The sequence below is a fragment of the Mycobacterium sp. BK086 genome (genome assembly GCA_004362315.1).
GTDB lineage: Bacteria > Actinomycetota > Actinomycetes > Mycobacteriales > Mycobacteriaceae > Mycobacterium.
This window is the reverse complement of the sequence record SNWL01000010.1, coordinates 1-26277: the sequence shown is the minus strand read 5'-3', so window position 1 is coordinate 26277 and position 26277 is coordinate 1. Positions and strand designations below refer to the sequence as shown.

Sequence of the window (26277 nt, the reverse complement as noted above, 5' to 3'; positions counted from 1 at the left end):
GTCGGGCATGACAGAGCTCGGGTTCCACGGCAAGGTCGCGATCGTCACCGGCGCTGGTGGGGGACTAGGTCAACAGCATGCGCGACTGCTGGCGTCGCGTGGCGCGCACGTGGTGGTCAACGATATCGGCGTCTCGGTTACCGGGGAGTCTCCGGACAACAGCCCCGCCGAGGCGGTGGCCCAGGAGATCAGGGATCAGGGTGGGGAGGCGATAGCCGACACCACCAGCATCGTCAGCGCCGAGGGTGGGCAAGCGCTCGTACAGAAGGCGCTCGATAACTACGGGCGCATCGACATCGTGGTGAACAACGCCGGGATCCTGTGCGACGCGGATTTCGACGACATGACCGAGGAACGCCTCGATCCGCTCATCGACGTGCACCTGAAGGGGACGTTCTTCGTGACCAGGCCGGCCTGGATCGCGATGCGCAAGCAAGGCTACGGGCGGGTTGTGAACACCACGTCGGCGGCCGGTCTGCTGGGCACTGCGAAGAAGAGCAACTACGGTGCGGTCAAGGGCGGCATCCTCGGCCTGACCAAGGTGTTGGCCGCTGAGGGAGCACCGCACAACATCAAGGTCAATGCAGTCGCACCATTTGCCATGACCCGCATGCTGACCCACTCCATGGACAGCGCCGGCGATGCCGCCGACCTTGACCCTGCTGTGATGGAGATGATGCAGGGCTTCATGCGCAAGCTCGACCCGGCCCTGGTCTCTCCGGTGGTGGCATACCTGGCGCACGACGAGTGCACGGTGTCCGGCGAGATCTACACGGTCGGTGGCGGGCAGGTCTCGCAGTTCTTCATCGGCCGCACCGCGGGCTACTTCAACCCGAGATTGTCGATCGAGGATGTCCGAAACCACTTGGACCAGATACGAGATCCCGCGGGGCACACCATACCCGCGGACCCTGGGGATGAGACGGCCCAACTGTTCCAGGCGATTGCCACCGGCTCGACAGCCGCTCCAGGGTAGGCCGAACGCCCGTTATGCCGACGGCGGCGGGCTGGCGACGAACCATCCCGCGCACAGCTCGCTCATGAGCGCGAATCCACCGTCGATGGCGGCGGCCAGGTCGGTGCCGTTGTCGTTGTGGACCCACTCGCTGACGGTCTCACTGAAGGTCCCGAGCATCATCGCGGCAGCGATCCGGCACCTCTGGTCCGGTGCCGCGAGGCCGTGGCGCTCGGCGAGTGCATCGCGAATCGTGGCTTGCCATTTCACCGCGATGACCGAACTCAGCCCGTGCAGCAGGGGTGAGGTTTCGGCGGCCAGGTATTGACCGCGCACCCGCGTCGGCTCGAGCAACGAGACCCACTTGTCCAGGATGGCGTGCTTGACTGCGGTGACGTCGTCCTCCGAGGGAGGCCGGTCGATAATCCCTCGTTTCAGGGCCGGCAACCAGTCGACCCGCTCATCGCTCTCGCCGCCGAAAACGACGTCGCTCTTGGTCCTGAAGTATCGGAAGAAGGTCGCAGTCGATACCTCGGCCCGCTCGGCGATCTGCTCGACGGTGGTGGTCTCGAAGCCGTGTTCGGCGAACAGTTCCAGGGCGGCGTCCTGGATTGCGACCAGGGTCTTGTGCTTCTTGCGAGAGCGCAGCCCGGACCCGGCCGGGTCTTGCTGGATTGCCCCTTGACTGGATGTGAGCACGGACATAGCGTAGCGATATGAAATATGAGATGCCACTCTCAAACGAGAGTAGAGCATCGGATTCTTCCGTCGCGGGCGGTTCTCGCTCACCCCGTGGCCTGCAACCTTTTGGAGGACAGCAATGAGCAGTACCGACTGCGTCGCGGTTCAGTTGCCCCTGCAACGGACCAGCGTGCTCGACATTGCGCCGCAATACCGTGAGCTCAGGAGCGAGGCGCCACTGACCCGGGTGCTGACTCCCACCGGGGATCCGGCATGGATCGTGACCGCCTACAAAGAGGCACGCGAAGTGTTCGGCGATTCCGCCCGATTCGGTTACTACACGCACCCGGATCCCGAGAACGCATCCTCGTTGTCGGATGCTGCCGTGCACTCAAAGCCGATGGACGGTAATGACTTCGAAGGCGATATGGCACGGCTGCGCAAGTTGATGGTGCCGTCGTTCGCGCCCAAGCGGCTAAAGCTCTTGAGCGGCTGGATCCAGGAGCTCACAGACGGGTGTCTCGACGAAATGGCCGCCGCGCACGAACGCAGCCCCGACGGCGTCGTCGACTTTCATCAGCTGGTGGGATTTCGGCTGCCGGTGCTGGTGATCTGCGCCCTCCTCGGAGTGCCGGACGCCGACCGCGACTATGTCATCGGACTCTCGGACCGGATGGGTAGCACCGTCGATGGTGCCGACGCGATGGCGGCGATGGCCGAACTGAATGGCTACGGCGAGCGCATGCTGGCGGGCAAGCGCGAAAACCCTGGCGAGGACGTGTTTTCCGACCTGGTGGCCGCGCAGCAAACCGACGCCAACCTGTTCTCCGACGCCGACATGACGCGCTACGCGATGGGCCTGGTCTTCGCGGGCCATGAGACCACCGTGGCCCGGATGGACTTCGGATTGCTGTACCTGTTGAGTGACACGAGCCGACGGGACTGGCTGCTGGCTGACCTCGAGGGCCGGCTGGACAAGACAATCGAAGAGATCCTCCGCATGACGTCGGCGCACAACATGGGCTTGATGCGCTACGCACTCGAGGACGTCGAAATTGGCGGCGTGAGGGTTGGTCGCGGCGATCTCGTGATCATCTCCGAAGCTGCGGCCAACCGCGACCCGTCGGTGTTCGACAGCCCAGACGAATTCAACCCGGAACGAACACCCAACAGTCACATTGCATTTGGTCATGGTCCGCACTACTGCATCGGCCAGAACCTGGCTCGCACCGAGTTGCGTACCGTGTTGACGTCGCTGTTCCGGCGGTTCCCGCAGCTACGTCTGGCTATTGATGTCGGCGAGCTGCACATTCTCAGCGACCGCACCGGTGGTGGTGTCGGAAGCGTTCCGGTCACGTGGTGACTGCCACATGTTTGCCAATGACGTTAGGAGACAACGCCCATGAGTGCTTTCACGATTAGGAAGCTCACCGAGGGATTCGGCGCAGAGATCGAAGGCTTTCAATTCGACGGCGAGGTGGATGCCGCCACCCATAGTCGGTTGCGGGAAGCGTTCAACGATCGGGGTGTGCTGGTGTTCCGCGGCTTGGACATCGATCGAACGGCACAGGCCTACCTGTCCGAATTGATGATCACGGAGAAGGCTCCCACGCTGTCCGAAGCCGCCGAACTTGCCGGAAAGCAGGACGGCTTCTGGATCTCCAACAAGGAGCCCGGGGCGGCCGCGCCATTTGGTCGACTGCTCTACCACTGCGACATGATGTGGTCGACGGAGCCGTTCTACGTCAACTCGCTGTATGGCGTCGATGTCGAGCCCCCGGTGGTGCCAACACTTTTCGTCAGCGCCGCGTACGCGTGGGAAACGTTGCCGGATTCCCTGAGGGCCCGCGTCGAGAATCGGACCGCAGTCCACGTCACCGGCCCGGAAGGCTTCGATGATCGACGCCGTGGAGACGCCGGCGGAGAGCTGTTGAATCCGATTCGTGAAGAGACCCTGTCGACAACCACTCCGGTTGCACACGATCATCCGCTTACCGGCCGGACCTTGCTCTATGTGAGTCAGGGGATGACCAAAGAGATCGTCGGGCTGTCCAAGGATGAGAGCGAGGACCTGCTCGACGAGCTCTTCAAACATCTCTATCGTCCCGAACACGTGTGGCAGCATGAGTGGCACAACGGTGACCTTGTCATTTGGGACAACCTCGCCATGCAGCATGCCCGGGCCGCGGTTAGCGTCGACGGCCCTGCCAGGACGCTTCGCAAAATCGGGAGCCCGATTCCGGTGACCAACACCCAGGTCCAGGCCTACCAGCCAATCGGCTGACGGTCGTCGCCCGCACTCGGCAGCACCACAAACCCTCGAAGGAAACCGAAGTTATGAAGACAATCTCGATCGCGGAGTTCAACGCCGATCCGATCGCGCAGGACGTACCGGCTCCCGTGCCCGCTGACGGAGAAGTGCTCGTCGACGTCGAATTCGCCTCGGTCAACGGGATGGATGCCATGACGTGGGCAGGTTACATCGAAGGCATGATGCCCTACGAGCTGCCGATCACGTTGGGACGGGACTTCTCCGGCACGGTGTCGGCGCTTGGCGCCGGGGTCGAGGGCCTGGCGGTGGGCGACCCTGTGTTCGGCATGTTGATGAGTATGCCGCTGCATGCAGGGACATTCGCCGAGAGCATCACAGTGCCGACCTGGGGTCTCACCAAGCGGCCCAGTGGATTAGACGCGAAGTCCGCCGGTTCGCTCGGCCTGGCCGGAACGGCGGCGAAGACGGCCGTCGACGCGCTGGCACCGACGGCGGGGCAGACTGTCCTGATCGCCGGAGCCACCGGCGGTGTCGGCGCGATCGCGATCCAGCTAGCGAAGGCCCAGGGTGCCACCGTGATCGCGACCGCGGCCACACCTGAGGAAGTGCTATTCGTGCGCGATCTCGGCGCCGACGAGACCGTCGATTATCGTGGCGATCTCGCGGCCGCAGTCGGCGCGCTGTACCCAGGCGGTGTCGACGCAGTGTTGCACGCCGCCGGTGACGGCGTCGCACTCGCCGGCCTGGCGGCTCCCGGCGGGCGGTTCGCCTCCACCCTCGGCGTCGGCCCGGACCAGCTCGCCGGCCGCGATATCGAAGCCACCGTCGTCATGGCCATCCCCAGCAGCGATACCCTCAGTGTGCTGGCTGCCGCAGTCGCCGACGGCACACTGCGGGTCCCGATTGGCGCCACCTACCCCCTCGATCAGGTTTCACAGGCGTTGAAAGACTTCACCTCCGGCACTGTCGGCAAGATCGCCGTGGCAGTCCGGTAGGTGCAGCGATGACGACCACTGAGAGCGCCGTCTACTTCGATCCGTTTGACCTCGATATCAAGGCAAACCCGTATGAGGTGTATCGGCGGCTTCGCGATGAGGCCCCGCTGTACTACAACGAGGAGCACGACTTCTATCTAGTCAGCCGATTCGCCGATATGCAGCGGATGCTCGCCGATCGGGAGCACTTCATCTCGTCCAAAGGGGGAACCTTCGACGTGATCCGGTCGGGCGTGGTATCCCCGCCCGGGCTGTTCATCAATGAAGACCCGCCGCAACACACCCGGCATCGGTCGATCGTCTCGATTCTGTTCACTCCAAAGAACATGAACGCCCTTGAGCCACAGGCACGCCAATTCTGCGCCACAACACTTGACGCCCTTGCCGGCGCCGACGGATTCGACTTCGTCGCCGACATTGGTTCCGAGGTGCCGATGCGGGTGGTGGGAATGCTGTTGGGTATCCCCGACGAGGACCAGGTACGACTGCGTGATGAGATGGAACGCAGCCTGCAGCGGGCCTACGTCGCTGAGGAAGCCCCGCTTGCCCTGATGCAAGCGATGTACGCCGTGTTCGGCGAATACATCGACTGGCGCGCCGATCACCCCTCTGACGATCTCATGACCCAGCTGCTCAATGTCGAGTTCGAAGACGACAAGGGCATCACGCGTCAGCTCACCCGTGAGGAATTACTGACGTTCTTGATCCTGATCGCCTCTGCCGGCAATGACACGACAAACCGGCTGATCGGCTGGATCGGCAAGGTAATGGCCGATAACCCCGCCCAACGCCAGCTCGTCGCCGAAGATCCATCGTTGATTCCCAATGCGATCGAGGAAATCCTGCGCCTTCAGCCGCCCTCTTACCACATCGCCCGCTACGTGGCTCGCGACGCCGAGTTCCACGGCAAGACGGTCCCGGCGGGCAGCTTGCTCATGTGCCTGCCCGGTGCGGCGCATCGTGACGAGCGGAACTTTTCCGACCCCGATACCTGCGATGTGCGCCGAAACGTAGGTCGCACTATGGCATTTGGATACGGTGCCCATCACTGCCTGGGCGTCGCACTGGCGCGCTTGGAGGGACGCATCGTGCTCGAGGAAGTGCTCAAGCGCTTCCCGACGTGGGAGGTCGACGAGGAAAACGCCAAAATGACACCGGGATTCCTGACCCGCGGATGGGAGAGTATGCCGGTCTTCGTGTAGCGAGCGAAGCTCGACCACAGACGTGAATACCGGAAATCTCAACCGAAAGGATCCCCGTGGCCGCTCGTATGGAGGGCAAGAAGGCCGTAGTAGTGGGAGCGGGTCAGCCGCGCCATCACCTGCTCGGCAATGGACGCGCGATCGCAATGGCGTTGGCGCGCGAGGGTGCCGAGGTCTGTGTCGTCGACCGGTACGAGGATCGCGCCGCTGAGACCGCCGCGCTGATCCGCGCCGACGGCGGGATCGCACACGTGCTGACCGCCGACGTCAGCGTTCCCGCCGACTGCGCGCGCATCGTCGAGGAGTCGCAAGCCGCACTGGGACGGATCGACGCGCTGGTCAACAACGTTGGGGTCAGCTATTGCGACGCCGGGCCGCTCGACCTCGATCCTGCGGGCTGGCAAGAGATCATGGACATCAACCTGCGGGGGATGTGGCTGACCTGCAAAGCCGTGGTGCCGCTGATGAAAGAGCAAGGCGGCGGCGCGATCACCAACATCTCCACAGTCGGTTCCCGTACCGGCGGCGGAACCCTGTTCGCCTACGCGATCTCGAAGTCTGGCGTGAACGCCATGACGCATTTCTTTGCCGTCGAGTACGCCTCGCTCGGCATCCGTTGCAACGCGGTACTGCCGGCATGGATCGCGACTCCGCATTCGATGGAGGGCCTTGTGCACGCCGGAGTCGTCGCCACCGAAGAACAAGTCACGGAACACGCCACGCGTCGAGTTCCGCTGGGGCGGATGGGCACTGCCAGTGACGTTGCCAATGCCGTGCTGTTCCTGTCCTCGGACGAATCCTCATTCATCACCGGTCTGGAAGTGCCCGTCGACGGCGGGATGCTCGCGATCATCGGGCGCTACGAGCGTCCCGAGGCATAGGCCGGCCAACACCGCGACATGGAGGCATCGATGGATGAATTCTCGCTGAAGGGTCGGATGGCCCTGGTTACCGGCGGCGGCAGGGGTATTGGAGCCGAGATCGCCCGCACGCTCGCGAAAGCGGGCGCTGCTGTCGTTGTGACCGCCCGAACGGCGGGCGATGTCGAGGCCGTAGCGAAGGAGATTCAGGCTGACGGAGGCACCGCTCTGGCGTATCCGACCGATATCGCCGATCACGCCAATCTGCCAGGGCTGATCGAAGCGACTGTCGATGAACTGGGTGGCCTGGACCTCGTCGTGAATAACGCCGGCGGCGGCTATGAGTGGTCCCCGTTCCTCGACATCACGGTCGAGCAGTTGGAGGCGTCGTTTCATTTCACTGTCTCGACCCCGTTTCGGCTCTGTCAGCTTGCCGTTCCGCATCTGCTGGAGCGCCCCAACGCTGCCATCATCAATATCGGCTCGGTGACAGTCGGCAAGGCGTTACGCGGTCACCTCACTTACGAAGCAGCCAAGGCCGCGGTCACCCAGCTGACCAAGTCGATGGCCGCCGACCTCGGGCCGCGCATCCGCGTCAACGGAATTCACCCCGGAGCGACAGAAACCGCGTTCATTCGCGAGTTTCTCGATAGTAGGCCGGCAGAGTTCCGCGAGGCGATGATCAGTCGGACCAGGCTGCGCCGCAACGGAACACCTGCCGACATCGCCAACGCGGCCGTCTACCTCGCCTCGCCGGCCGCTTCCTACATCACTGGCACCATGCTGGACGTCAATGGCGGCCCAGTCGATGAGCTCCAGAGCATATTTCCCGATCTAGTTCCTGCATCGGAAGGGCGTTAAATCATGAATAAGCTGCGGTTCGACGGCAAGTCAGTGATCGTGACGGGTGCCGGTCGAGGCTTCGGCCGTGCTCACGCCATGGCGCTTGCGGCTCGGGGTGCCAAGGTTGTGGTCGCCGATTACGGGACGAACGTCGACGGCACCGGCTCGTCGCCCGAGCCGGCACAGACAGTAGCCAAAGAGATCGATGCGGCGGGGGGAGAGGCGGTCGCCTGTTTTGCGTCGGTGGCCGACGAGGCGGGCGCGGCCTCGATGGTTGAGGCCGCGCTCGACGCCTTCGGCCAACTGGACATCGTGGTCAATAATGCGGGAATCTGTGACCCGCAGTTCTTCTCGGAGATGACCATGGAGCAATTCCGCCGGATGCAAGACACGCACTATCTCGGCACAGTCAACGTCACCAAGGCCGCCTGGCCCCATCTGTTGGCAGCGCCCAACGGTTGCGTCGTCAACACCACTTCAGAAGCGATCTTGGGCAATGTGCCCAAGAGCACCGCGTACTCCGCCGCCAAGGGTGCAGTCTTTTCGTTCACCCGCGCCCTGGCCCTCGACGCCAGACAGCACGGTGTGCGGGTGAACGCCGTTGCGCCGCGCGGGATGACGCGCATGTCCGACCCGCCGATGCTGGCGAGGGTCTTCGATCAACCCGCCGAAACCTTCGTCAACCCTTTCTACGAAGCGATGACGCCCGAGGGGGTATCTCCGGCCGTCGTTTATTTAGCTCACCAGTCATGTCCGCTGACCGGTGAAGTGCTCATTTGCGGTGGCGGGCGAACGGTGCGCTTGGCCGTCATCGAGACCACGGGCCTCACCCGTGAGGAGATGACACCTGAAGACATTGGGGAAAGCCTCGATGAGCTGATGGACACCAGCAACGCGCAGGTCTGCGGCTTGGATATGCCCAACCCCTGATCACACGGCGAAAGCTGGGTTACCGCACCACGGTTCGCGCCGCGAAATGTCGGTCGATGGCCTCGGTGTTCCGCACGCCGACCGGCCGTTCTTCGCCCGTCCCGGTCGATCTCCCGACTGCATGATGGGGCCCTCGACACGGAAGGGGAAGGCATGGAACTCCACGACACGGCCGCGCTGGTGAGCGGCGGCGCATCGGGCCTCGGGCACGCGACGGTGCGGGCCTTGGCTGAGCGGGGTGCCCGGGTATACGCAATCGACCTGGAGGCGGCTGTCGACGGTGCGCCCGCGGTCGACGGAGTGACCTACCTTGCGGGTGATGTGACTGACCCGGCACAGGTTGCGGCCGCGGTCGAGCGCGCCGCGACCGGCACAGTGCCGCTGCGAACGGTGGTGAGCTGCGCGGGGATCTCGGCGTACGCGCCGATCCTGTCCGATCAGGGCCAGGCCGATCCCGCCCTGTTCCGCCGGGTCGTCGAGGTCAACTTGATCGGCACCTTCAATCTGATGGCACTGGCGGCCGAGGCCATCGCGAAGACCGAACTGCTAGCCGACGACGCCCGCGGTGTTGTGATAAACACCGCCTCGATCGGAGCGTTCGACGGGATTGCCGGCACATCGGCGTACGCAGGTTCCAAGTGTGGCGTCGTCGGCTTGACGCTGCCGTCTGCGCGAGACCTCGCACCGCACGGCATCCGGGTGATGGCGATCGCGCCCGGTATCTTCGCCACCCCGATGACCGGTCTGCACGACGCCACCGATGCGGGCCGTGCGGCAGTCGGTGCAAATGTGCCGTTCCCGAAACGCGTCGGCAGGCCCCAAGAATTCGCGCAGCTGGTGGTCGACATCATCGAACGTGATTACCTCAACGGCGAAGTCATCCGGCTCGACGGAGCGCTTCGCCTGGCCTAGGCAGCCGACCAACTGCGGCAACACATCCGGCCATTCCACACGAAATTTGCGGCCCGGTCTTCGGCGATTACGTGTTCTCAGTGCGTTCATGCTGGATCTCGGCCCTGCGATCGGTTCGACGACCGCTGGGCGAATCGTCGATCCCTCCAGACGTGAAGGGAATGACCGGATTCCGCTTATGGTGAGGGCACGCTCGACGGGCGTGCTCGCGCAGGCAACATGTGGCGGCGGCGATGAGCTGGTAACCGGCCGTGACCCGACGGGTCACGGCGACAAGTGTGGTGGTGTCGTGAATCGGATTGTGATCGTTGGGGCTTCAGCCAGCGGGTTGGCCACGGCTGAAGCATTGCGCAGGTCGGGGTACGGGGGTGCTATCACGCTCATCGGCGACGAGGTTGAGCGGCCTTACGATCGACCGCCGTTGTCCAAGCAGTTGTTGTGTGGCAGCTGGGACCCAGAGCGGCTCGCGCTGCGCACTGACGCCGACCTCGAATCGATGAATCTGGATCTACGACTGGCGACCCCCGCAACGGGCCTGTGTCCAACGGAAAAGGCTGTCGCGCTGGCTGACTCCAGCCACGTGCTCTTTGACGCCCTGGTCATCGCCACCGGTGTGCGACCGCGTCGACTTCCTGGTCACCAGGATCCTGCCGGCCTACATGTGCTGCGCACCCTGAACGACGCGCTGGTGCTGCGATCGCGGCTGCGCAGTGGGGGACGTCTGGTCATCGTGGGAGCCGGTTTCGTCGGCGCCGAGGTCGCCGCCACCGCGCGTGGGCTCGGGGTTGAGGTGACGATGCTCGAAGCTGCCGCGTTACCCCTGGCACATGTGGTCGGTGAAGCGGCCGGACGTTTCCTGATGCACCTTCACACCAACCACGGTGTGCAGGTGCGGACATCGACGGCGGTCACCGAGATCCTCAGCGCCCAAAACGCGGTGACCGGCGTGCGGCTGGCCGACTCGACGGTGCTGCCGGCCGACGATGTGCTGGTCGCTATCGGCTCGATACCGAACACGGATTGGCTGGATGGCAGCGGGGTCGTCGTAGACAACGGCGTGGTGTGCGATGAATTCGGTATTGCTGCGCCAGGTATTTACGCCGTCGGTGATGTTGCGCGTTGGCACAACCCTATGGTTGGCGCTGCGGTACGGATCGAGCACCGCACCAACGCTGCCGAGCAGGGCATGGTCGTAGGCCACAATGTGCTCAACCCGAACGATCGATGGTCGCTGGCCACGGTGCCCTACTTCTGGTCAGACCAGTACGACACGAAGATTCAGGCGTTCGGGCATTTGAGCGACCATGACGAGGCGTTCGTCTTGGACAACGATGTGGCGCAGGGACAACTGTTGGTGGCCTACCGCAAGGGCGATCGGTTGGCGGGAGTGCTCGCCGCAGGCAAGCCCCCCAAGGTCGTTCGGTCATGGCGGGGACACGTCGTCGCAGGCCTCGAATGGGCGACTGCCCTGTCTCACGGTGACTAGCGCTATTCCTATGATGCTGTTCGTGCTTACGATCCGAATATGTTGGGAAGTAATAAATTTGACCGTCATGTCCAATCGAGGAAATTCCACATCCAGAGTCCTGTTCGAGCGGTGGGCGTGACTATTCGTGGCAACGTAGTGCTGAACACCGCCTGCTGGCGCATGCGGAGTCGGACGCAACGAGGAGACGTGGGAACGCAATCGTGATGGTGCGATCTACCTACCCACGTGTTGCACGCCAATTTGCACGTCCGTTAGGGACGTTCGGTCGTATTGGTGATCACACGATTTTTTATGGGCGGGCGATCGCGGGGACGCCGCACGCGACGATCCATTTCCGCAAGGAGATCATCCGGTTGATCGCGGAGATCTCGATGGGGGCGGGCACCCTGGCGATGATCGGCGGCACCGTGGTGATCGTCGGGTTTTTGACGTTGGCCGCGGGTGGCACGTTGGCGGTGCAGGGCTATTCCTCGTTGGGCAATATCGGTATCGAGGCGTTGACCGGCTTCCTGGCCGCCTTTATTAACGTGCGCATTAGTGCGCCGGTGGTGGCCGGGATCGGGTTGGCCGCCACCTTCGGTGCCGGGGTGACCGCGCAGTTGGGGGCGATGCGGATCAATGAGGAGATCGACGCCCTGGAATCGATGGGGATCCCGCCGGTCGAATACCTGGTCTCCACCCGGATTGTGGCCGGGATGGTGGCGATCACCCCGCTCTACTCGATCGCGGTGATCCTGTCGTTCGTGGCGTCGCAGTTCACGACGGTGGTGTTGTTCGGCCAGTCCGGCGGCTTGTATGACCATTACTTCAACACGTTTTTGAATCCGATCGATCTGCTGTGGAGCTTTTTGCAGGCGGTGTTGATGGCGATCACGATCTTGTTGATCCACACCTACTTCGGCTACTTCGCCACCGGCGGCCCCTCCGGGGTCGGGGTCGCGGTGGGTAACGCGGTGCGGACCTCCCTGATCGTCGTCGTCTCGGTCACCCTGCTGGTCTCCCTCGCGATCTACGGATCCAACGGCAACTTCAACCTGTCCGGATAGGGAGATGACGTGACACGAAACTTCGGTCCCGGCCCGGTTGATCGATCCGAAACCGCCAGCAACGCAGCGCCGGTCGCAGCACGACCGGGCGTCGACTTCGGCGCACGAAGTTACGCGCGCCCGCTAGTCGGCCTGGTGACGGTGGCGGTAATCGGTCTGATCATCGCCTTGGCTGTGGGCCTGTTCCGCGGTGGATTCTCCAAAACCGTTCCGGTAACAGTGATCTCCGACCGCGCGGGTCTGGTGATGAACCCCGATGCCAGGGTCAAGATGCGCGATATTCAGGTGGGTAAGGTCGTCTCGATTGAGTCGCTGCCCGACGGGCAGGCGGCCCTGCACTTAGCGATTGACCCCGCCCAGATGTATCTCATCCCGTCGAATGTGTCCGTTGACATTGCATCCTCCACGGTGTTCGGCGCGAAGTCCGTCCAACTTGTTTCACCCGATCACCCCTCCCCGAATCCATTGCGTGCCGGACAGACCGTCCAAGCCGGCCATGTCACTGTTGAGGTCAACACCATTTTCGACCGGCTCACGACGTTGTTGTCGACAGTCCAACCTGACAAGTTGAACCAAACCCTCGGCGCGATCGCTGCAGCGTTCAATGACCGCGGTCAAAAGATGGGCCGGACCCTGACAGACCTCGATAGCCTTCTGGCCAAACTGAACCCCAGCATGACCACCCTGAGTCATGAATTGACCGTTGCGCCTGGGGTATTGCGGGCCTACAGCGACGCCGCACCCGACTTGATATCGACCATCGACAGCGCCACGACGATCAGCCAGACCATCGTCGATGAACAGGCAAATCTCGATTCGTTCCTCGTCAGTACCATTGGAGTGGCCGATGCGGGCAACCAGGTGTTGGGAGACAACCGTCAGGCATTGACGGATGTTCTTCACCTAATGGTGCCGACGACGGATCTGACCAACGAATACAACACGGCAATCACCTGCGCACTCACCGGAATCATTCCGATCGCCAAGGCCTTGCCGATGCAGTATCCGGGTATCTACACGTTGGCCAGCTTCCTCTGGGGCGCAGAACGATACAGGTACCCCCAAGACTTGCCGAGGGTTGCGGCAAAGGGCGGCCCGCACTGCCAGGACGTGCAAATGCCCGATGTTCCCTACGAGGGTCGCCCCCCCTACGTAGTCGCTGATACCGGTGTCAATCCATTCAGGTACGGAAACCAGGGAGTTCTTCTGAACTCGGACGGCATCAAGCAGTGGCTCTTCGGTCCGATCGATGGGCCACCCAGGAACTCGGCACAAATCGGGCAACCAGGATGAGCGCCGCACGGTTGGCCACGCCTGTAAAGCTCGGTGTGTTCACGCTGATCATGCTGGTGCTGACTGCCTTTCTGTTCGCGGTCTTCGGGCAGTACCGCGCCAGTTCGGCAACGGTGTATTCGGCGGTCTTCAACGATGTGTCCAGGCTAAAAGTCGGAGACACCGTGAGGGTGGCCGGCATGCGGGTGGGGACCGTGAGCAGCATGAAGCTGAGCCCGGACAACAAGGTCGTCGTCACGTTCGACGCCGACCGCGACGTAGTGCTCACCACCGGGACCCACGTCGCGGTGCGCTACCTGAATCTGATCGGAGACCGCTACCTAGAACTCGTCAACGCTCCGGGTTCAACGAGACTCCTGTCTGGCGGGTCGCAGATCCCCGAAGACCGCACATCGCCGGCGCTCGACCTCGATCTTCTGCTGGGCGGCCTAAAGCCCGTCATCCGGGGCCTCAACCCGCAGGATGTCAACGCGCTCACGGCATCGCTCATCGAGGTCTTCCAGGGCCAGGGTGGAACGTTGGAGTCGTTGATGGCCAAGACGTCGTCGTTTTCGAACACGTTGGCCGACAACAGAAACGTGGTGCAGCAGCTGATCGTGAATCTGAACACCGTGCTGCAGACGCTTTCCAAAGACGGCGCCGAGTTCTCCGGGGCGGTGGATCGACTCCAGCAGTTCGTCACCGAGTTGTCCAACGACCGCGATCGAGTTGGCGACGCCATCGAGGCGCTGGATACCGGGACCGCGTCGATCGCCGACTTGTTGGGCAAAGCCCGCCCGCCGCTAGCCGGAACGGTGGACCAGCTGAATCGGCTGGCCCCGTTGCTTGACCAGGGCAAGGACCGGATCGACGGCCAATTGCAACTGCTGCCAGAGGACTACCGAAAACTGGCGCGCCTCGGCGCCTACGGCAGTTTCATCCAGTTCTACCTGTGTGGGTTGTCATTCCGGGTGACCGACCTCCAGGGCCGAACAGTCGTCTTGCCCTGGATACAACAGGAGACCGCGAGGTGTAAGGAGCCCAATGCTTAAGTACCGGGGGCCCAAGCTCATTCGCGCCGGCTTCATCGGCGTTATTCTGGTCGTCCTCATCATCGCCGTCGGCCTTCAGCCGCAGCGGTTGTGGTCGTTGGTAACGTCAGTGCGCTATCAGGCGCTGTTCGCCGACGGAGGTGGTCTGGCCGCGGACAACGATGTGACGATCGCGGGGATGAAGGTCGGCACCGTCTCCAAGGTGTCACTACAAGGCCGGGATGCGCTAGTGACCTTCGCTGTCGATGCCACGGTCCACCTGGGGTCGCAGACCACAGCACACATCCGCACCGGCACCGTCCTCGGGCAGCGGGTGCTGACGCTCGAATCGGCGGGGGCCGGCACGTTGCACCAACGTGACGTCATCCCGGTCTCACGCACCGCATCGCCGTATTCGCTGACCGAGGCGCTCAACGACCTCACCACCAACACCGCCGGCACCAACACCGACACGCTCAACCAGTCCCTGGACACCCTCTCGGCCACCCTCGACCAGATCGCACCCCAGTTGGGACCGGTGTTCGAGGGACTGACCCGCTCGTCACAGGCACTTAACGAGCGCAATGAAACACTGGGTCAGCTATTCAGCAGTGCCCGTGACGTTTCCGGGATCCTGTCCGATCGCAGCCAACAGGTCAACACCCTGATCCTCAACGCCAACGACCTGCTCGATACCCTGGTGCAGAGACGCCGGGCGATCGTCGGGCTGCTGCAGAACACGTCGGCAGTGGCCAAGGAACTGTCCGGCTTGGTCGCCGACAACGAGCGCGAACTCGCGCCGACGCTGGACAAACTGAACTCGGTGACCGCGATGCTGGAGAAGAACCGCGACAACATCGCCAAGGCATTGCCCGGGCTGGCGAAGTTCACGCTGTCTCTCGGGGAAAGCGTGTCGAGCAGCAGCTACTACAACGCCTTCATCGCCAACCTGTCACCGAACCAAATCCTGCAACCATTCTTGGACTATGCCCTCGGATTCAGGCGTGGGGCCGACGCCGGGCAACCGCCGGATAATGCCGGCCCGCGAGCGGAATTGCCGTTCCCGTACAACGGCGTCCCGGGCGGTTCGCGATGAGCCGCAGAGCATGGTCGATCGCTACCGCCGTTGTGTTGAGCCTGGCCATGGTCGCGGGCGCCGTCTTCCTGGTCCAACAGGTGTTCTTCAAGCCCACCACCATTTCCGCCCTGTTCTCGTTCGCAAGAGGCATTTATCCGGGCGATGAGGTCCGGATCTCCGGTGTCAAGGTCGGCACCATCACCGGCATTGACACCGCAGGAACGCAGGCGAAGGTGACGATGAACGTCGACCACGACGTATCGGTCCCGGCCGACGCGAAGGCGGTCATCGTCGCTCAGAATGTCGTGTCGGCCCGCTACATTCAGCTAGCACCTGCGTACGAGGGCGGTCCGGTGATGCGCGACGGCGCTCTCATCCCACAGGATCGGACGGCCGTGCCAGTCGAGTGGGACGAGGTGAAGACCCAACTCATGCGGCTCGCAACAGATTTGGGGCCCAACGGGGGAACGTCGAGTTCCTCGGCGGGACGATTCATCGACAGCGCGGCAAATGCCATGGCGGGCAACGGCGACAAGCTGCGCCAGACGCTCGCCCAACTGTCACAGGTGGCACGCATCCTGGCGGACGGCAGCGGAAACATCGTCGACATGATCACCAACCTGCAGACCTTCGTCAGCGCGTTGCGTGACAGCAAGGTCCAGATCGTGCAGTTCCAAGACCGGCTGGCCACCTTGAGCAGTGTTCTGGCCGACAGCAGGTCTGATCTCGACGCCGCGCTGGTGAACCTTTCGCAAGCCGTCGGCGAGGTGCAGCGCTTCGTTGCCGGCACCCGGGACAAGACCAGCGAGCAAGTACAGCGCCTGACCAACGTCACGCAGAACCTGGTGGACCACCGCGGTGATCTGGAGCAGGTACTTCATGTCGCACCCAACGCTGCCGCGAACGCCTACAACATGTACGACCCCAGCACTGGCACGCTCAACGGCTCATTCGTGATCAACAACTTCTCCAACCCGGTGGAGTTCGTCTGCGCAGGGATCGGCGCCATCGAGAACGCGACCGCTTCCGAAACGGGCAAGCTCTGCGCGCAGTACCTCGGCCCGGCCTTGAAGCTGCTCAGTATCAACGGCATGCCAATACCGTTCAATCCGTTCATCCAGCGGGCCCCCAGCCCGGAGCAGCTGATCTACACCGATCCCAGACTGGCTCCCGGAGGCGACGGCACCGCACCTCCGCCCGAGACCCTGCCTGCGGTGTCGGCCTACACGGGATGGCAGCCGACGAGCGTCAACGACATGCTGCTTCCGCCTCAAGCCGAGCCGCCTGCCAATCCGGCAGGCGGACAATCGAACCCAGCGCCACCGCCGCCAGGGAGTTCGCTGAACGGGGCGCCACTACCGGCAGAGGCGCCACCACCCTCCGGAGGGACGCCATGAGAGTTGTCACATCGTTGCGACGAGTCGTCGCGATCGTTGGATGTGTGGTCCTGAGCTCAACAGCATGCGCGTTCCAGGGTCTGAATTCGTTGCGGCTGCCTGGTACGGTCGGGCGGGGACCGGAGGGGGTCGTCTACCACATCGAAATCGCGAACGTCGGTACTCTGGAACCGAATTCGCCGGTGATGATCAACGATGTCGTGGTCGGCAGCGTTGTCAGAATGCGGTTGAAGGACTGGCATGCCGATGTCGAAGTCTCGGTGATACCCACTGCGGTGGTGTCCGCCAACGCGGTGGCCACGATCGGCCAAACCAGTCTCCTGGGTTCCCAGCATCTGGCGCTCAACCCGCCGTTGGGGGAAGCACCGATCGGACGCATGCAGCCCGGCGCGACGATCCCGTTGAGCAGAGCATCGACCTATCCATCGACTGAACAGACCCTGTCGGCATTGTCCGCAGTCGTCAATACGGGTGGGCTGGGCCAGATCGGGGACATCGTTCACAACTTCAACGTCATGCTGACGGGAAACCAAGACGCAATCCGTGACCTTTTGGCCCAGCTCGACAGCTTCGTGGGAACGTTCAACGATCAGCGCGACAACATCATCGCCACGATCCAGGGACTGAATGCGGTGGCGGCGACTTTCGCCAACCAGCGTGATGTCGTCTCGCGTGCACTGCAGAAGATTCCGCAGGCGCTCGATGTGCTTATCCGGGAAGAGCCGCGCCTGACCGCCGCGCTGGACAAGCTTCGCGTGTTCAGCCACACCGCGACGCGTCTGGTCAACGATACGCAGGCCGACCTGGTACACAACCTACAGAACCTCGAGCCGACGATCCGCGCGCTTGCCGACGTCGGACCGGACTTGGATGCGGCTATCGCCTACCTGCCGGTGTTCCCCTACGGTCAGAACATCATCGACCGTGCGCTGCGGGGCGACTACTTCAACCTGTACTCGGTCTTTGACCTCACCGTTCCCCGCCTCAAGCGGGGACTTCTCCTCGGCACTCGCTGGGGCCAAGAAGGTATGTCGATGGTGCCGGCGCCCGGCGATGCGGGCTACAACCGTTACTACACAACGCATCCCCTCACCGTCGGTGTTGATCCACCGCCGCCCCAGGACCCAACAGGCTGCACGTTGACCACGTGGATCTGCTCGCAGCCGATCCCGACCGCCGAGGCCCCGCCCCCGGTCGCCCCAGCGGAGTCCCCTGCACCTGCCAACCAAGGTGGTGGGTGATGCTCACTCGGTTCGTCCGGATACAGCTGGCGATCTTTACGATTGTCTCGCTCATCGGCGCGGGGCTGATGATCTTCAAATACCTGCAGGTGCCCACCCTGCTGGGCCTCGGCAAGATCTCCGTCACCCTGGAGTTGCCCGCCGGCGGCGGTCTGTATCGTTTCTCGAACGTGACCTACCGCGGCGTGCAGATCGGCAAGGTCACCGACATCGCGGTGACACCGCAAGGTGCGAAAGCCATTCTGTCGCTGGACACCTCGCCCAAGATCCCGGCTGACCTGCAGGCCGAGGTGCGCAGCGTCTCCGCGGTGGGGGAGCAGTACGTCGAGTTGCAGCCACGCTCCGACTCGGCGCCCTTCCTCCGCGACGGCTCCGTCATCTCGGCGCGCGAGACGACGCTCCCGCAGCAGGTCGGTCCGATGCTCGACCGCGTCAGTGCGCTGATCAACAGCATCCCCAAGGACCAGCTCGGCAATTTGCTCGACGAATCCTTCAAGGGTTTCAACGGAGCCGGCTATGACCTGGGATCATTGCTCGACTCATCAGCCAAGGTTGTTGGTGATATCAACCGCGTCGCCGATCGCACGCGAACACTCGTCGAGGACAGCGCACCGCTGCTGGATTCACAGGCAGACAGCACCGATGCAATACGGGTGTGGTCTCGCAGTCTCGCCGCGGTGAGCCAGCAGGTAGTCCAGGACGACGCTGCGGTGCGCACGTTGCTTGAGAAGGGACCGGGGTTCGCGCAGGAAAGTACGCGGCTGCTTGAACAGCTCAAACCCACTCTGCCGGTGCTTCTGGCCAACCTCACCACACTCGGTCAGATCGGTGTGACCTACAACGCCTCGCTGGAGCAGCTGTTGGTGTTGTTGCCGCCGTGGGTTGCCACGCTGCAGGCGGCGGCCCCGGCCAGGAACCCAACCGGGTTGCCGCTGGGCGATTTCAAGTTCTCCGTCGGCGATCCGAACCCGTGCACCGTCGGCTTCCTACCACCATCGCAGTGGCGTTCGCCGGCCGATACCACCACGATCGATACCCCAGATGGCTTGTATTGCAAACTGCCGCAGGATTCACCGCTCTCGGTGCGCGGAGCGCGCAACTACCCGTGCATGGATCACCCAGGCAAGCGGGCGCCGACCGTGGCGATCTGCGACAGCGATCAGCCCTATGAACCGCTGGCGATGCGCGAACACATCACCGGTGCATATCCGATCGATCCGAATCTGATTGCTCAGGGCGTCCCCCCTGACGAACGAATCGACCCCGGCAGCAACATCTTTGGTCCGCTTCAGGGGACACCCATGCCACCTGGAGGGGCGCCGCCTACCGCACCGCCGGCCGGCGCCGGGCCGGGTCCGCTGCCCCCACCATCGGCGGCGCCCCCCGCGGAGCCGGAAGCTCCAGCCACCGCGGCGCCGAGCTCGTACAACGGTGCAGGGGGAGCTTCGTCAGCGGCGTTGGTGCAATACGATCCGCGAACGGGCAAGTACATGGCCCCCGACGGCACTGTCTATCAACAGTCAGGCCTCGTGAATCCAGCTGCACCGAAGTCGTGGCAAGATCTGGTGCTCGACACCACCGCGTAATAGATGCGGCGGCGAGGTTCAGCCCTTTTTCTTCAACGTGAAGGGCAGCTCAATGGCCAGTGGCAGATTCTTGCCGCAGGCGCCGCTGAGGCCGACCGTCTTGTCCGCGCCGACCAGGGTATTCGGGTCTTCACGGTAGAACCGGAAGACCTGATGGCCCTGCGCAGACGTCCCGTCCGCGCAGGGCATCCAGTTCTCAAGATCGCGAGACACGTACCACATTCCGCTCACCATCCTCGTACTCGCGCTCCATCCCTGGTCGCTCGTCACCTGTCCCTTGCATGCGTAGGGAGTGCTGCAGGTCGACGTGATGGTCCAGGTACTGACGACGGTGGCTTCATCGTGAAACTGCTCCCGCGTCTTGGCCCATTGACCATCGGACGTGGCGGTGAATGTTCCGTTCACCGAGTAGTCTCCGTCGACGTCGATGGGGTCTGCCCAGACCTGTACCGGGTACAGGGCGCCCGGTCCGGTGATCGCAGCGGCGACGAGTATTGCGGCCGCGACCTTGCCGGACCGCCGAGCCAGCAGTGCCACAGTCGATGGCAATGGAATGTCATCGACTTCTCCGGCGGGCAACCATCTGTTAAAGCGTGCCTTCACCATGTTGCTCTCCCACGTGGCATCGCGACCTCACTAGCAAAGACTACTGTTTTCCGCTGCCGCACAGGCGTAATCGCGGCATATCTGCATCGCACAATGCCGCAGTCAGGCTTGCGAAGGATGCACCTCGGTACCGATGGTGATTGGGCCAGCGTTTCCCGCTATTGTCCGTGAGTGGCAGTCGAGTGACACAATAGGGCAAGGCCACTACGCGAATCCCGGAGTGGGGTTGAGGAGAGTCGAGATGGACTTCGAGATGGGGGAGCAGGCTACGCAGCTTCGTAGCCATCTGCGCGACCTGATCCGTACCAATGTGCCCGCTAACTTCTTGGGCGCGTTCACTGATGATCCGGGCGATCTGGCGACCGCGCAGCAGTTTTGTCGAGTGCTGGCCGAACAGGGCTTGTTGTGCATGTCGTGGCCCGAGGAGTTCGGTGGCCGGGGAGCTTCGGTGTGGGAACAGACCGTGGTGCGTGAGGAGATGTGGGCGCATCACGAACCCCGTGGCGCCCAATACATGGGCGTCAACTGGGTCGGTCCCACTCTCATGCGCTACGGCACAGCCGAACAGCAGCGCAGGCACCTGTCGCCGATTGCACGGGGCGAAGTGATCTGGTGCCAGGGGTTTTCCGAGCCGGACGCTGGCTCCGACCTGGCCTCCCTGCGCACCGCTGCGCGGCGCGACGAAGACGGATGGCTGGTCAGCGGTCAGAAGATCTGGACGTCCTACGCCACGATGGCGCAGTGGTGTTTCTTGTTGGCACGCACTTCGAAGGAGGACAAGAAGCAAAGAGGCCTGACGATCTTCCTTGTGCCCATGAATGATCCAGCGATACAGGTTCGGCCCATCCGCGCCATGGTGGGTCCACACCACCTCAATGAAGTATTTTTCGATGACCTGAGGGTGACCGATGCCGATGTGCTCGGTGAAGTCGGTGGCGGATGGTCGATAGTTCAGGACGTCCTGTCTTACGAGCGCGTCGGTATCGCGCGTTATGCGCGTTGCGAACGGCTTCTGCACGCCGCCCCGGCAGCGCTCGGAAAGGCTTGGGACAGTTTGCCCGCCGAGCTTCGGGGACGGTGGACGCGCGTGCTCACCCACTGTCGGCGAGCACGCCTGCTCGCATATCGGGTGGTCTCGCTGCAGAGCACGGGCCGCGTCGCACCCGGCGATGCGGCCGCCTACCGCATCGCGGTCACCAAACTGGACCAGGACAGCGCAGAGGTATTGATGGAGATGATCGCAGCCATACCCCGCGGTGATGACCACACCGAGTACTTTCGCTCGGAAGTCGAGGATCACTGGCGCTACGCGCAGGCATCCACGGTCGCGTCAGGCAGCATCGAGATACAGCGGATCCTGCTGTCTCGCACGATGTTGGCGACATCATGATCCTCGACCTCGGCGACGAAGCCAAAGAGTTCGGACGGGAAGCACTTCGCGCCATTGAAGCGGCCGGAGGCGATCAGCTCATTCAACAAGCAGAGGCCAAGCCCGATACCCGTGCCGCACTGGTTGAGGCGGTATTGGCCGGGCTGGGCGCCTGGGACCTTGACGTTCGCACGGATGTCGATTCACTGGAGGCCGCAGCGGCGCTGTGCCGCAGCGCGGGGTACTGGGCCCTGCCGTATCCAGTTGCCGAACGACTATCCAGGCCCGTCGATCTCGACGTCGACGGACTGATCGTTGTCGCTGACAGCGCTCCGCGGGCTGCATTGGCCGGTCTCGACAATCGCTGGGCTGCTGTCACCACCGGCGGCAAGCGCAGCACCGTGGTCGGCCAGTCGCCCCCAGGCCCAGGCTTCGTAGTGGACCTGCAGTTGGCGGATATCGACGAGCAGGGCGCGGCCGACGTTGCCCTCGGGTTGGTGCTTCCGTGCTGGACGCTGCTCGGGATGATCGATCGCGCCATCGAGCTGACAATCGCATACGTCGGTGTCCGCAAGCAGTTTGGTCAACCCCTGTCGACCTTTCAGGGGGTGCAATTCCAGCTGACCGAAGCCGAGGTCGAGCGCAGCGGGTTGGAAATGCTTGCGCGGTACGCCCTGTGGAGTGCGGCACGCCAGACGTCGGACGCACTCGACGACGCGCTAACGCTACGAGTCGCCGCAATCGAGGCAGCCGAGATCGTCTTCCGGGTCTGCCACCAGCTACACGGCGCCGTGGGCTTCTGTGACGAAACAACGCTGTCTTGGCTGTCGCGACACAGTCAGCCGTTGCGCCGACTTCCCAAGGGGCTCTCCGCTACTCGGGATGAATTGACCACACGCGTCGGCCGCCGCGGCATCACCGGACTGTTCAGTGATCAAGTCAGGTAGACCGCGGGACATCCGTCCCGACCGGATCTCTTAAAGGAGACGAGCATGTGGATCTACGCCGCTGACGCGGAATCGATCGCCGAAGGTGAAGCCTGCCGCGTCAGCACCGAAAAAGGCCCCTTGGCGGTGTTCAACGTCGAGGGGGAGTTCCTCTGCACGGCCGACAGCTGCACGCACGAGACATCCTCTTTGTCGGACGGCTACATCGAGGGGGACACGGTGGAATGCGGCTTCCATTTCGCCAGGTTTTCGCTCCGCACCGGCGCTGTGCTGTGCCCGCCGGCCATGTTGCCGCTGAAGACATTCCCGGCCAAGGTCGAGGACGGCAAGGTCTACATCGACATCTGATCAGTGTCTGATCGGATGTGCAATCCCCGGACGCAATTACGTACGGATGCAGTACGATGAAGGTGCTTGAACTCGCATCGGACAGTCGCCCAGGCAATCACCTCAGGTGTGACGGTCCGAGTTCGGCGACAACGTCATTACAACGGAGGATGACTCATGGTCAAGGTGCTTGCGCCCGAGGTTTCAACATGGCCGCAGGAGAATGCACAGTTGATCGGCGCCCATTGCGGCACATGCGGCGCGACGACCTGGCCCCAGCAAGACCACTGCCCGCGATGTGGGGGGCCAGATATGTCGGAGCTGCTGTTGCCGCGTTGCGGCACCCTGGTGGCATGGACCACCCAGGGGTTCTTACCTAAACAGCCCTACGCCGGGGGGGAGACGGCGGAAACCTTCACCCCGTTCGGGGTCGGCCTCGTTCAACTCGGTGACGTCGTCCGCGTCGAGGCGCGCCTCACCGAGGCCGATCCGGCCAGGCTGGCTTTCGGCATGGACGTCGAACTGGTCTTCGTGCCGTTCTACACCGATGAGGATGGAACCGAAATCGTGATCTGGGCGTTCCAGCCCGTCTTACCGCCGACCTGAACCGCAAAGGAGTTACCTTCATGAACGACGTCGCGATTATTGGCGTAGGCCTGCACCCCTTCGGCCGTTTCCCCGGCAAGCCCTGCGTGCAGATGGGCGCCGAGGCGATCCACATGGCACTTGACGAGGCCGGCCTCGACTGGAAGGACATCCAGTTCGGCGTTGGCGGCAGCTATGAGATCGGCAACCCAGACTCGGTCACGCGGCTGGTCGGGCTGACCGGGATCCCGTTCATCAACGTCGAGAACGCGTGCGCCACCGCCGCGACCGCCATTCAGGCGGTTGCCGACTCGATCCGCTACGGCAAGTACGACATCGCCATCGCAGTCGGCATGGACAAACATCCCCGTGGAGCGTTCACCGACGACCCGGCCAAGATCGCGTTGCCGCAGTGGTACGCCGAGAGCGGACAGTTCGTCACCACCAAGTTCTTCGGAATGAAGGCCAACCGCTACCTGCACGACCACGGCATCTCGCAGGCGACGCTCGCCAAGGTGGCCGCCAAGAACTTCCGCAACGGGCAGAAGAATCCGAATGCGTTCCGGCGCAAGCCGATTTCTGAAGAGGAGATCCTCAACTCACCGGCGCTCAACTACCCGCTGACGCAGTACATGTTCTGTGCCCCTGACGAAGGGGCTGCCGCGGTGATCATGTGCCGCGCCGACATCGCACACCGCTACACCTCCAAGCCGGTCTACGTGCGTGCAGTGGAGATCCGTACCCGCCGCTTTGGCACCTACGAGGTGCACGCCATGTCTGCGCCCGTCGAGGAGGACGTCTCGCCCACCGTGTACGCCGCACGCGCGGCGTTCGAGACGGCCGGTATCGGGCCGGAGGACGTCGACGTGATTCAGGTGCAGGACACCGACGCCGGCGCGGAGGTGATCCACATGGCCGAGGCTGGGTTCTGTGCCGACGGCGAGCAGGAGAAGTTACTGGCCGAGGGCGCGACGGAGATCAACGGTTCGATGCCGGTCAACACCGACGGTGGCCTCATCGCCAACGGCGAGCCGATCGGCGCCTCCGGCATGCGGCAGGTCCACGAGCTGGTACGCCAGCTTCGTGGTGAGGCAGGTGAGCGTCAGGTCGGCGGTCAGCCGCAGGTCGGTTTTGCGCAGGTGTACGGCGCGCCGGGTACGGCATCGGCAACGATCCTCACGCTCTGAGCCTTGGGCGGCGGTTGACCGTGGTGGATCTCGGCCGCGACGTGACCAACATGCTCACCCCGTCCGCTATGAGTTCGAATCCGAAGAGTGGAGAGAGTTTGACGGAGCACGAACCGCACTCGCTCATCCTCGCCTGTGACTTCACCGTAGACAGCATCGATCGCATGTGGCGCTGGATTCAGGAGCAGCAGGAAGCTTTGGCGAGCATCGGTACCCGCCACCTCGTGATCTACACGTCGCTGTGGGAACCAGGTCGCATCTTCGTGACGACCGGCATTCGACAGCAGCAGCCCATCCGAAGAATCCTGCAGTCACCGAAACTCTTCGAATGGTTCGATGTGTCCGGGGTGGCCGACGTTCCACCAATCTTTGGCGGCGAAGTTGTCGAGAAGATCGACTTCGTCGACGCTGCGTCGCCGAGGCCCGACGGCGCGGTCGTGTTGGGCGTCATCTCGTCGGTGGCGGACGTGACCGCTCTTGTTGAGCGGGTGCGCAGGGCGGCCTCGCATTTCAGGAGCGCCGGAGTACGCAAGGTCTGGATCTATCGTGCGTTCGACGATGGACGAGAAGTGATGATCCTCGAGGAAATCGACAGCGAAGCCAGTGTGCGCAAGTGGATTGACAAGCCCGACGCCGCAGCCGAATGGATGACTCAGGCCGGCCTGGGCGCATACCCGCCGATGTTCGTCGGCACGGTTGCGCACGTAATGACCGTCGGTTCGAGTTGATGTCTGTCCGCTGCGGTGCGGCAGTACCCCTACGGGCAGACGACGCGATAACCGGTGGCGCAAGGAGTTACGTGCCGGACGCCCCCGGTTCGAGCCTGCGCAGTGCCTGTTCAGGCCGACTCCGAACTGCCACTGCTAAGACGTGGCTCGAGTATCAGGGACGTACGGTGCGCAAAGACGGCGCTTGCCCAGGCGCGGGCGAGCCGCGCAATTGCGTTGGGAGTGAGTTGTGACAACGAATACCGGAGTTCGCCAAGATGGTCCTAGCAGCGAGCCGGCGCCCGCGGGGACGCCTTCTCTCTCGCAACGATGGTCACCGGGATTGCCTCAGTTCCAGACCCTTTCGGTGGCGATGCAGGCTGTCGGTGGTTTGTTCGCGATGTCCGCCGACGCGGTGAAGTTCGTCTTCCGCAGACCGTTTCACTCGCGGGAGTTTTTGGAGCAGTCGTGGTTTGTGGCGCGGGTGTCGTTGGCGCCGACGTTGTTGGTGGCGATTCCGTTCACCGTGCTTGTGTCGTTCACGCTCAATATTTTGTTGCGGGAGTTGGGTGCTGCTGATCTCTCGGGTGCCGGTGCTGCGTTTGGTGCGGTGACCCAGGTCGGTCCTCTGGTGACGGTGTTGATCGTGGCGGGTGCGGGGGCCACGGCGATGTGTGCGGATTTGGGGTCGCGCACGATTCGTGAAGAGATCGACGCGATGGAAGTGTTGGGCATTAATCCGGTGCAGCGGTTGGTGAC

The 26277-nt window shown here is 63.2% G+C and carries 26 protein-coding genes; 24 read left to right on the top strand and 2 right to left on the bottom strand.

What is annotated here, in order from left to right:
* Nucleotides 1–7: 7 nt before the first annotated feature.
* On the top strand, nt 8–976 hold the full coding sequence (locus tag EV580_RS31995; protein ID WP_108055287.1) for an SDR family NAD(P)-dependent oxidoreductase: 969 nt from the start codon (nt 8–10) through the stop codon (nt 974–976).
* A 12-nt stretch (nt 977–988) separates the two neighbouring features.
* Here the strand turns inward: EV580_RS31995 and EV580_RS31990 are convergent, their stop codons facing one another.
* Nucleotides 989–1654: a TetR family transcriptional regulator gene (locus EV580_RS31990; protein ID WP_286171959.1), complete on the bottom strand. Its 666-nt coding sequence runs from the start codon at nt 1652–1654 to the stop codon at nt 989–991.
* A gap of 121 nt (nt 1655–1775) precedes the next feature.
* Between EV580_RS31990 and EV580_RS31985 the strand changes: the two genes are divergently transcribed.
* From EV580_RS31985 to EV580_RS31910, 16 genes are all read left to right on the top strand, one after another.
* Nucleotides 1776–2999, top strand: a complete 1224-nt coding sequence (locus EV580_RS31985) for a cytochrome P450 (RefSeq protein ID WP_108055289.1) — start codon at nt 1776–1778, stop codon at nt 2997–2999.
* Nucleotides 3000–3038: 39 nt separating this feature from the next.
* On the top strand, nt 3039–3920 hold the full coding sequence (locus EV580_RS31980; protein ID WP_108055290.1) for a TauD/TfdA dioxygenase family protein: 882 nt from the start codon (nt 3039–3041) through the stop codon (nt 3918–3920).
* A gap of 53 nt (nt 3921–3973) precedes the next feature.
* Complete coding sequence (locus tag EV580_RS31975; RefSeq protein ID WP_108055291.1) at nt 3974–4903, top strand: NADP-dependent oxidoreductase; 930 nt, start codon at nt 3974–3976, stop codon at nt 4901–4903.
* An 8-nt stretch (nt 4904–4911) separates the two neighbouring features.
* On the top strand, nt 4912–6105 hold the full coding sequence (locus tag EV580_RS31970; protein ID WP_108055292.1) for a cytochrome P450: 1194 nt from the start codon (nt 4912–4914) through the stop codon (nt 6103–6105).
* 56 nt (nt 6106–6161) lie between these two features.
* Nucleotides 6162–6986, top strand: a complete 825-nt coding sequence (locus EV580_RS31965) for an SDR family NAD(P)-dependent oxidoreductase (protein WP_133696887.1) — start codon at nt 6162–6164, stop codon at nt 6984–6986.
* A 30-nt stretch (nt 6987–7016) separates the two neighbouring features.
* The gene (locus EV580_RS31960) at nt 7017–7826 is read left to right on the top strand and encodes an SDR family NAD(P)-dependent oxidoreductase (protein ID WP_158279047.1); all 810 of its coding nucleotides are present in this window, start codon (nt 7017–7019) and stop codon (nt 7824–7826) included.
* Between the two features lie 3 nt (nt 7827–7829).
* A complete protein-coding gene (locus EV580_RS31955; RefSeq protein ID WP_108055295.1) occupies nt 7830–8738 on the top strand; it encodes an SDR family NAD(P)-dependent oxidoreductase in 909 nt (302 codons plus the stop codon).
* A gap of 153 nt (nt 8739–8891) precedes the next feature.
* The gene (locus tag EV580_RS31950) at nt 8892–9650 is read left to right on the top strand and encodes an SDR family NAD(P)-dependent oxidoreductase (protein WP_108055296.1); all 759 of its coding nucleotides are present in this window, start codon (nt 8892–8894) and stop codon (nt 9648–9650) included.
* Between the two features lie 88 nt (nt 9651–9738).
* Nucleotides 9739–11136, top strand: a complete 1398-nt coding sequence (locus tag EV580_RS31945) for an NAD(P)/FAD-dependent oxidoreductase (protein ID WP_353619870.1) — start codon at nt 9739–9741, stop codon at nt 11134–11136.
* A gap of 206 nt (nt 11137–11342) precedes the next feature.
* The gene (locus EV580_RS31940; protein ID WP_165934677.1) at nt 11343–12185 is read left to right on the top strand and encodes an MlaE family ABC transporter permease; all 843 of its coding nucleotides are present in this window, start codon (nt 11343–11345) and stop codon (nt 12183–12185) included.
* A gap of 9 nt (nt 12186–12194) precedes the next feature.
* Nucleotides 12195–13478 (top strand): MCE family protein, encoded by a 1284-nt coding sequence (locus EV580_RS31935; protein ID WP_108055297.1) that lies wholly within the window; start codon nt 12195–12197, stop codon nt 13476–13478.
* The gene (locus tag EV580_RS31930; protein ID WP_108055298.1) at nt 13475–14509 is read left to right on the top strand and encodes an MCE family protein; all 1035 of its coding nucleotides are present in this window, start codon (nt 13475–13477) and stop codon (nt 14507–14509) included. Before EV580_RS31935 ends, EV580_RS31930 begins: the two co-directional genes overlap by 4 nt.
* A complete protein-coding gene (locus EV580_RS31925) occupies nt 14502–15584 on the top strand; it encodes an MCE family protein (protein WP_108055299.1) in 1083 nt (360 codons plus the stop codon). The genes EV580_RS31930 and EV580_RS31925 overlap by 8 nt, the downstream gene beginning before the upstream one ends.
* A complete protein-coding gene (locus EV580_RS31920; RefSeq protein ID WP_108055300.1) occupies nt 15581–16963 on the top strand; it encodes an MCE family protein in 1383 nt (460 codons plus the stop codon). The genes EV580_RS31925 and EV580_RS31920 overlap by 4 nt, the downstream gene beginning before the upstream one ends.
* Nucleotides 16960–18204, top strand: a complete 1245-nt coding sequence (locus EV580_RS31915; protein ID WP_108055301.1) for an MCE family protein — start codon at nt 16960–16962, stop codon at nt 18202–18204. Before EV580_RS31920 ends, EV580_RS31915 begins: the two co-directional genes overlap by 4 nt.
* Nucleotides 18204–19790 (top strand): MCE family protein, encoded by a 1587-nt coding sequence (locus EV580_RS31910; protein WP_133696886.1) that lies wholly within the window; start codon nt 18204–18206, stop codon nt 19788–19790. Before EV580_RS31915 ends, EV580_RS31910 begins: the two co-directional genes overlap by 1 nt.
* 18 nt (nt 19791–19808) lie before the next feature.
* Here EV580_RS31910 and EV580_RS31905 read toward each other — a convergent pair whose 3' ends face one another.
* The gene (locus EV580_RS31905) at nt 19809–20396 is read right to left on the bottom strand and encodes an Rv2253/PknI dimerization domain-containing protein (protein WP_286171956.1); all 588 of its coding nucleotides are present in this window, start codon (nt 20394–20396) and stop codon (nt 19809–19811) included.
* 241 nt (nt 20397–20637) lie between these two features.
* Here EV580_RS31905 and EV580_RS31900 point away from each other — a divergent pair, with 241 nt between their 5' ends.
* The 7 genes from EV580_RS31900 to EV580_RS31870 all read left to right on the top strand — a co-directional run.
* Entirely contained in the window at nt 20638–21786 is a 1149-nt protein-coding gene (locus EV580_RS31900; RefSeq protein WP_108055515.1) for an acyl-CoA dehydrogenase family protein, read from the top strand.
* Entirely contained in the window at nt 21783–22712 is a 930-nt protein-coding gene (locus tag EV580_RS31895; protein WP_133696884.1) for an acyl-CoA dehydrogenase family protein, read from the top strand. The genes EV580_RS31900 and EV580_RS31895 overlap by 4 nt, the downstream gene beginning before the upstream one ends.
* 45 nt (nt 22713–22757) lie before the next feature.
* Nucleotides 22758–23060 carry a non-heme iron oxygenase ferredoxin subunit gene (locus tag EV580_RS31890; protein ID WP_108055304.1) on the top strand — a complete coding sequence of 101 codons (303 nt, stop codon included), beginning with the start codon at nt 22758–22760 and terminating at the stop codon, nt 23058–23060.
* Between the two features lie 156 nt (nt 23061–23216).
* Nucleotides 23217–23645, top strand: a complete 429-nt coding sequence (locus EV580_RS31885; RefSeq protein ID WP_133696882.1) for a Zn-ribbon domain-containing OB-fold protein — start codon at nt 23217–23219, stop codon at nt 23643–23645.
* A 20-nt stretch (nt 23646–23665) separates the two neighbouring features.
* Nucleotides 23666–24811: a thiolase family protein gene (locus tag EV580_RS31880; protein WP_108055306.1), complete on the top strand. Its 1146-nt coding sequence runs from the start codon at nt 23666–23668 to the stop codon at nt 24809–24811.
* A gap of 98 nt (nt 24812–24909) precedes the next feature.
* Nucleotides 24910–25539: a fatty-acid--CoA ligase gene (locus tag EV580_RS31875; RefSeq protein WP_108055516.1), complete on the top strand. Its 630-nt coding sequence runs from the start codon at nt 24910–24912 to the stop codon at nt 25537–25539.
* 352 nt (nt 25540–25891) lie between these two features.
* Nucleotides 25892–26277, top strand: a 386-nt coding sequence (locus EV580_RS31870; protein ID WP_208114689.1) for an MlaE family ABC transporter permease, incomplete at its 3' end; no start/stop codon positions are given.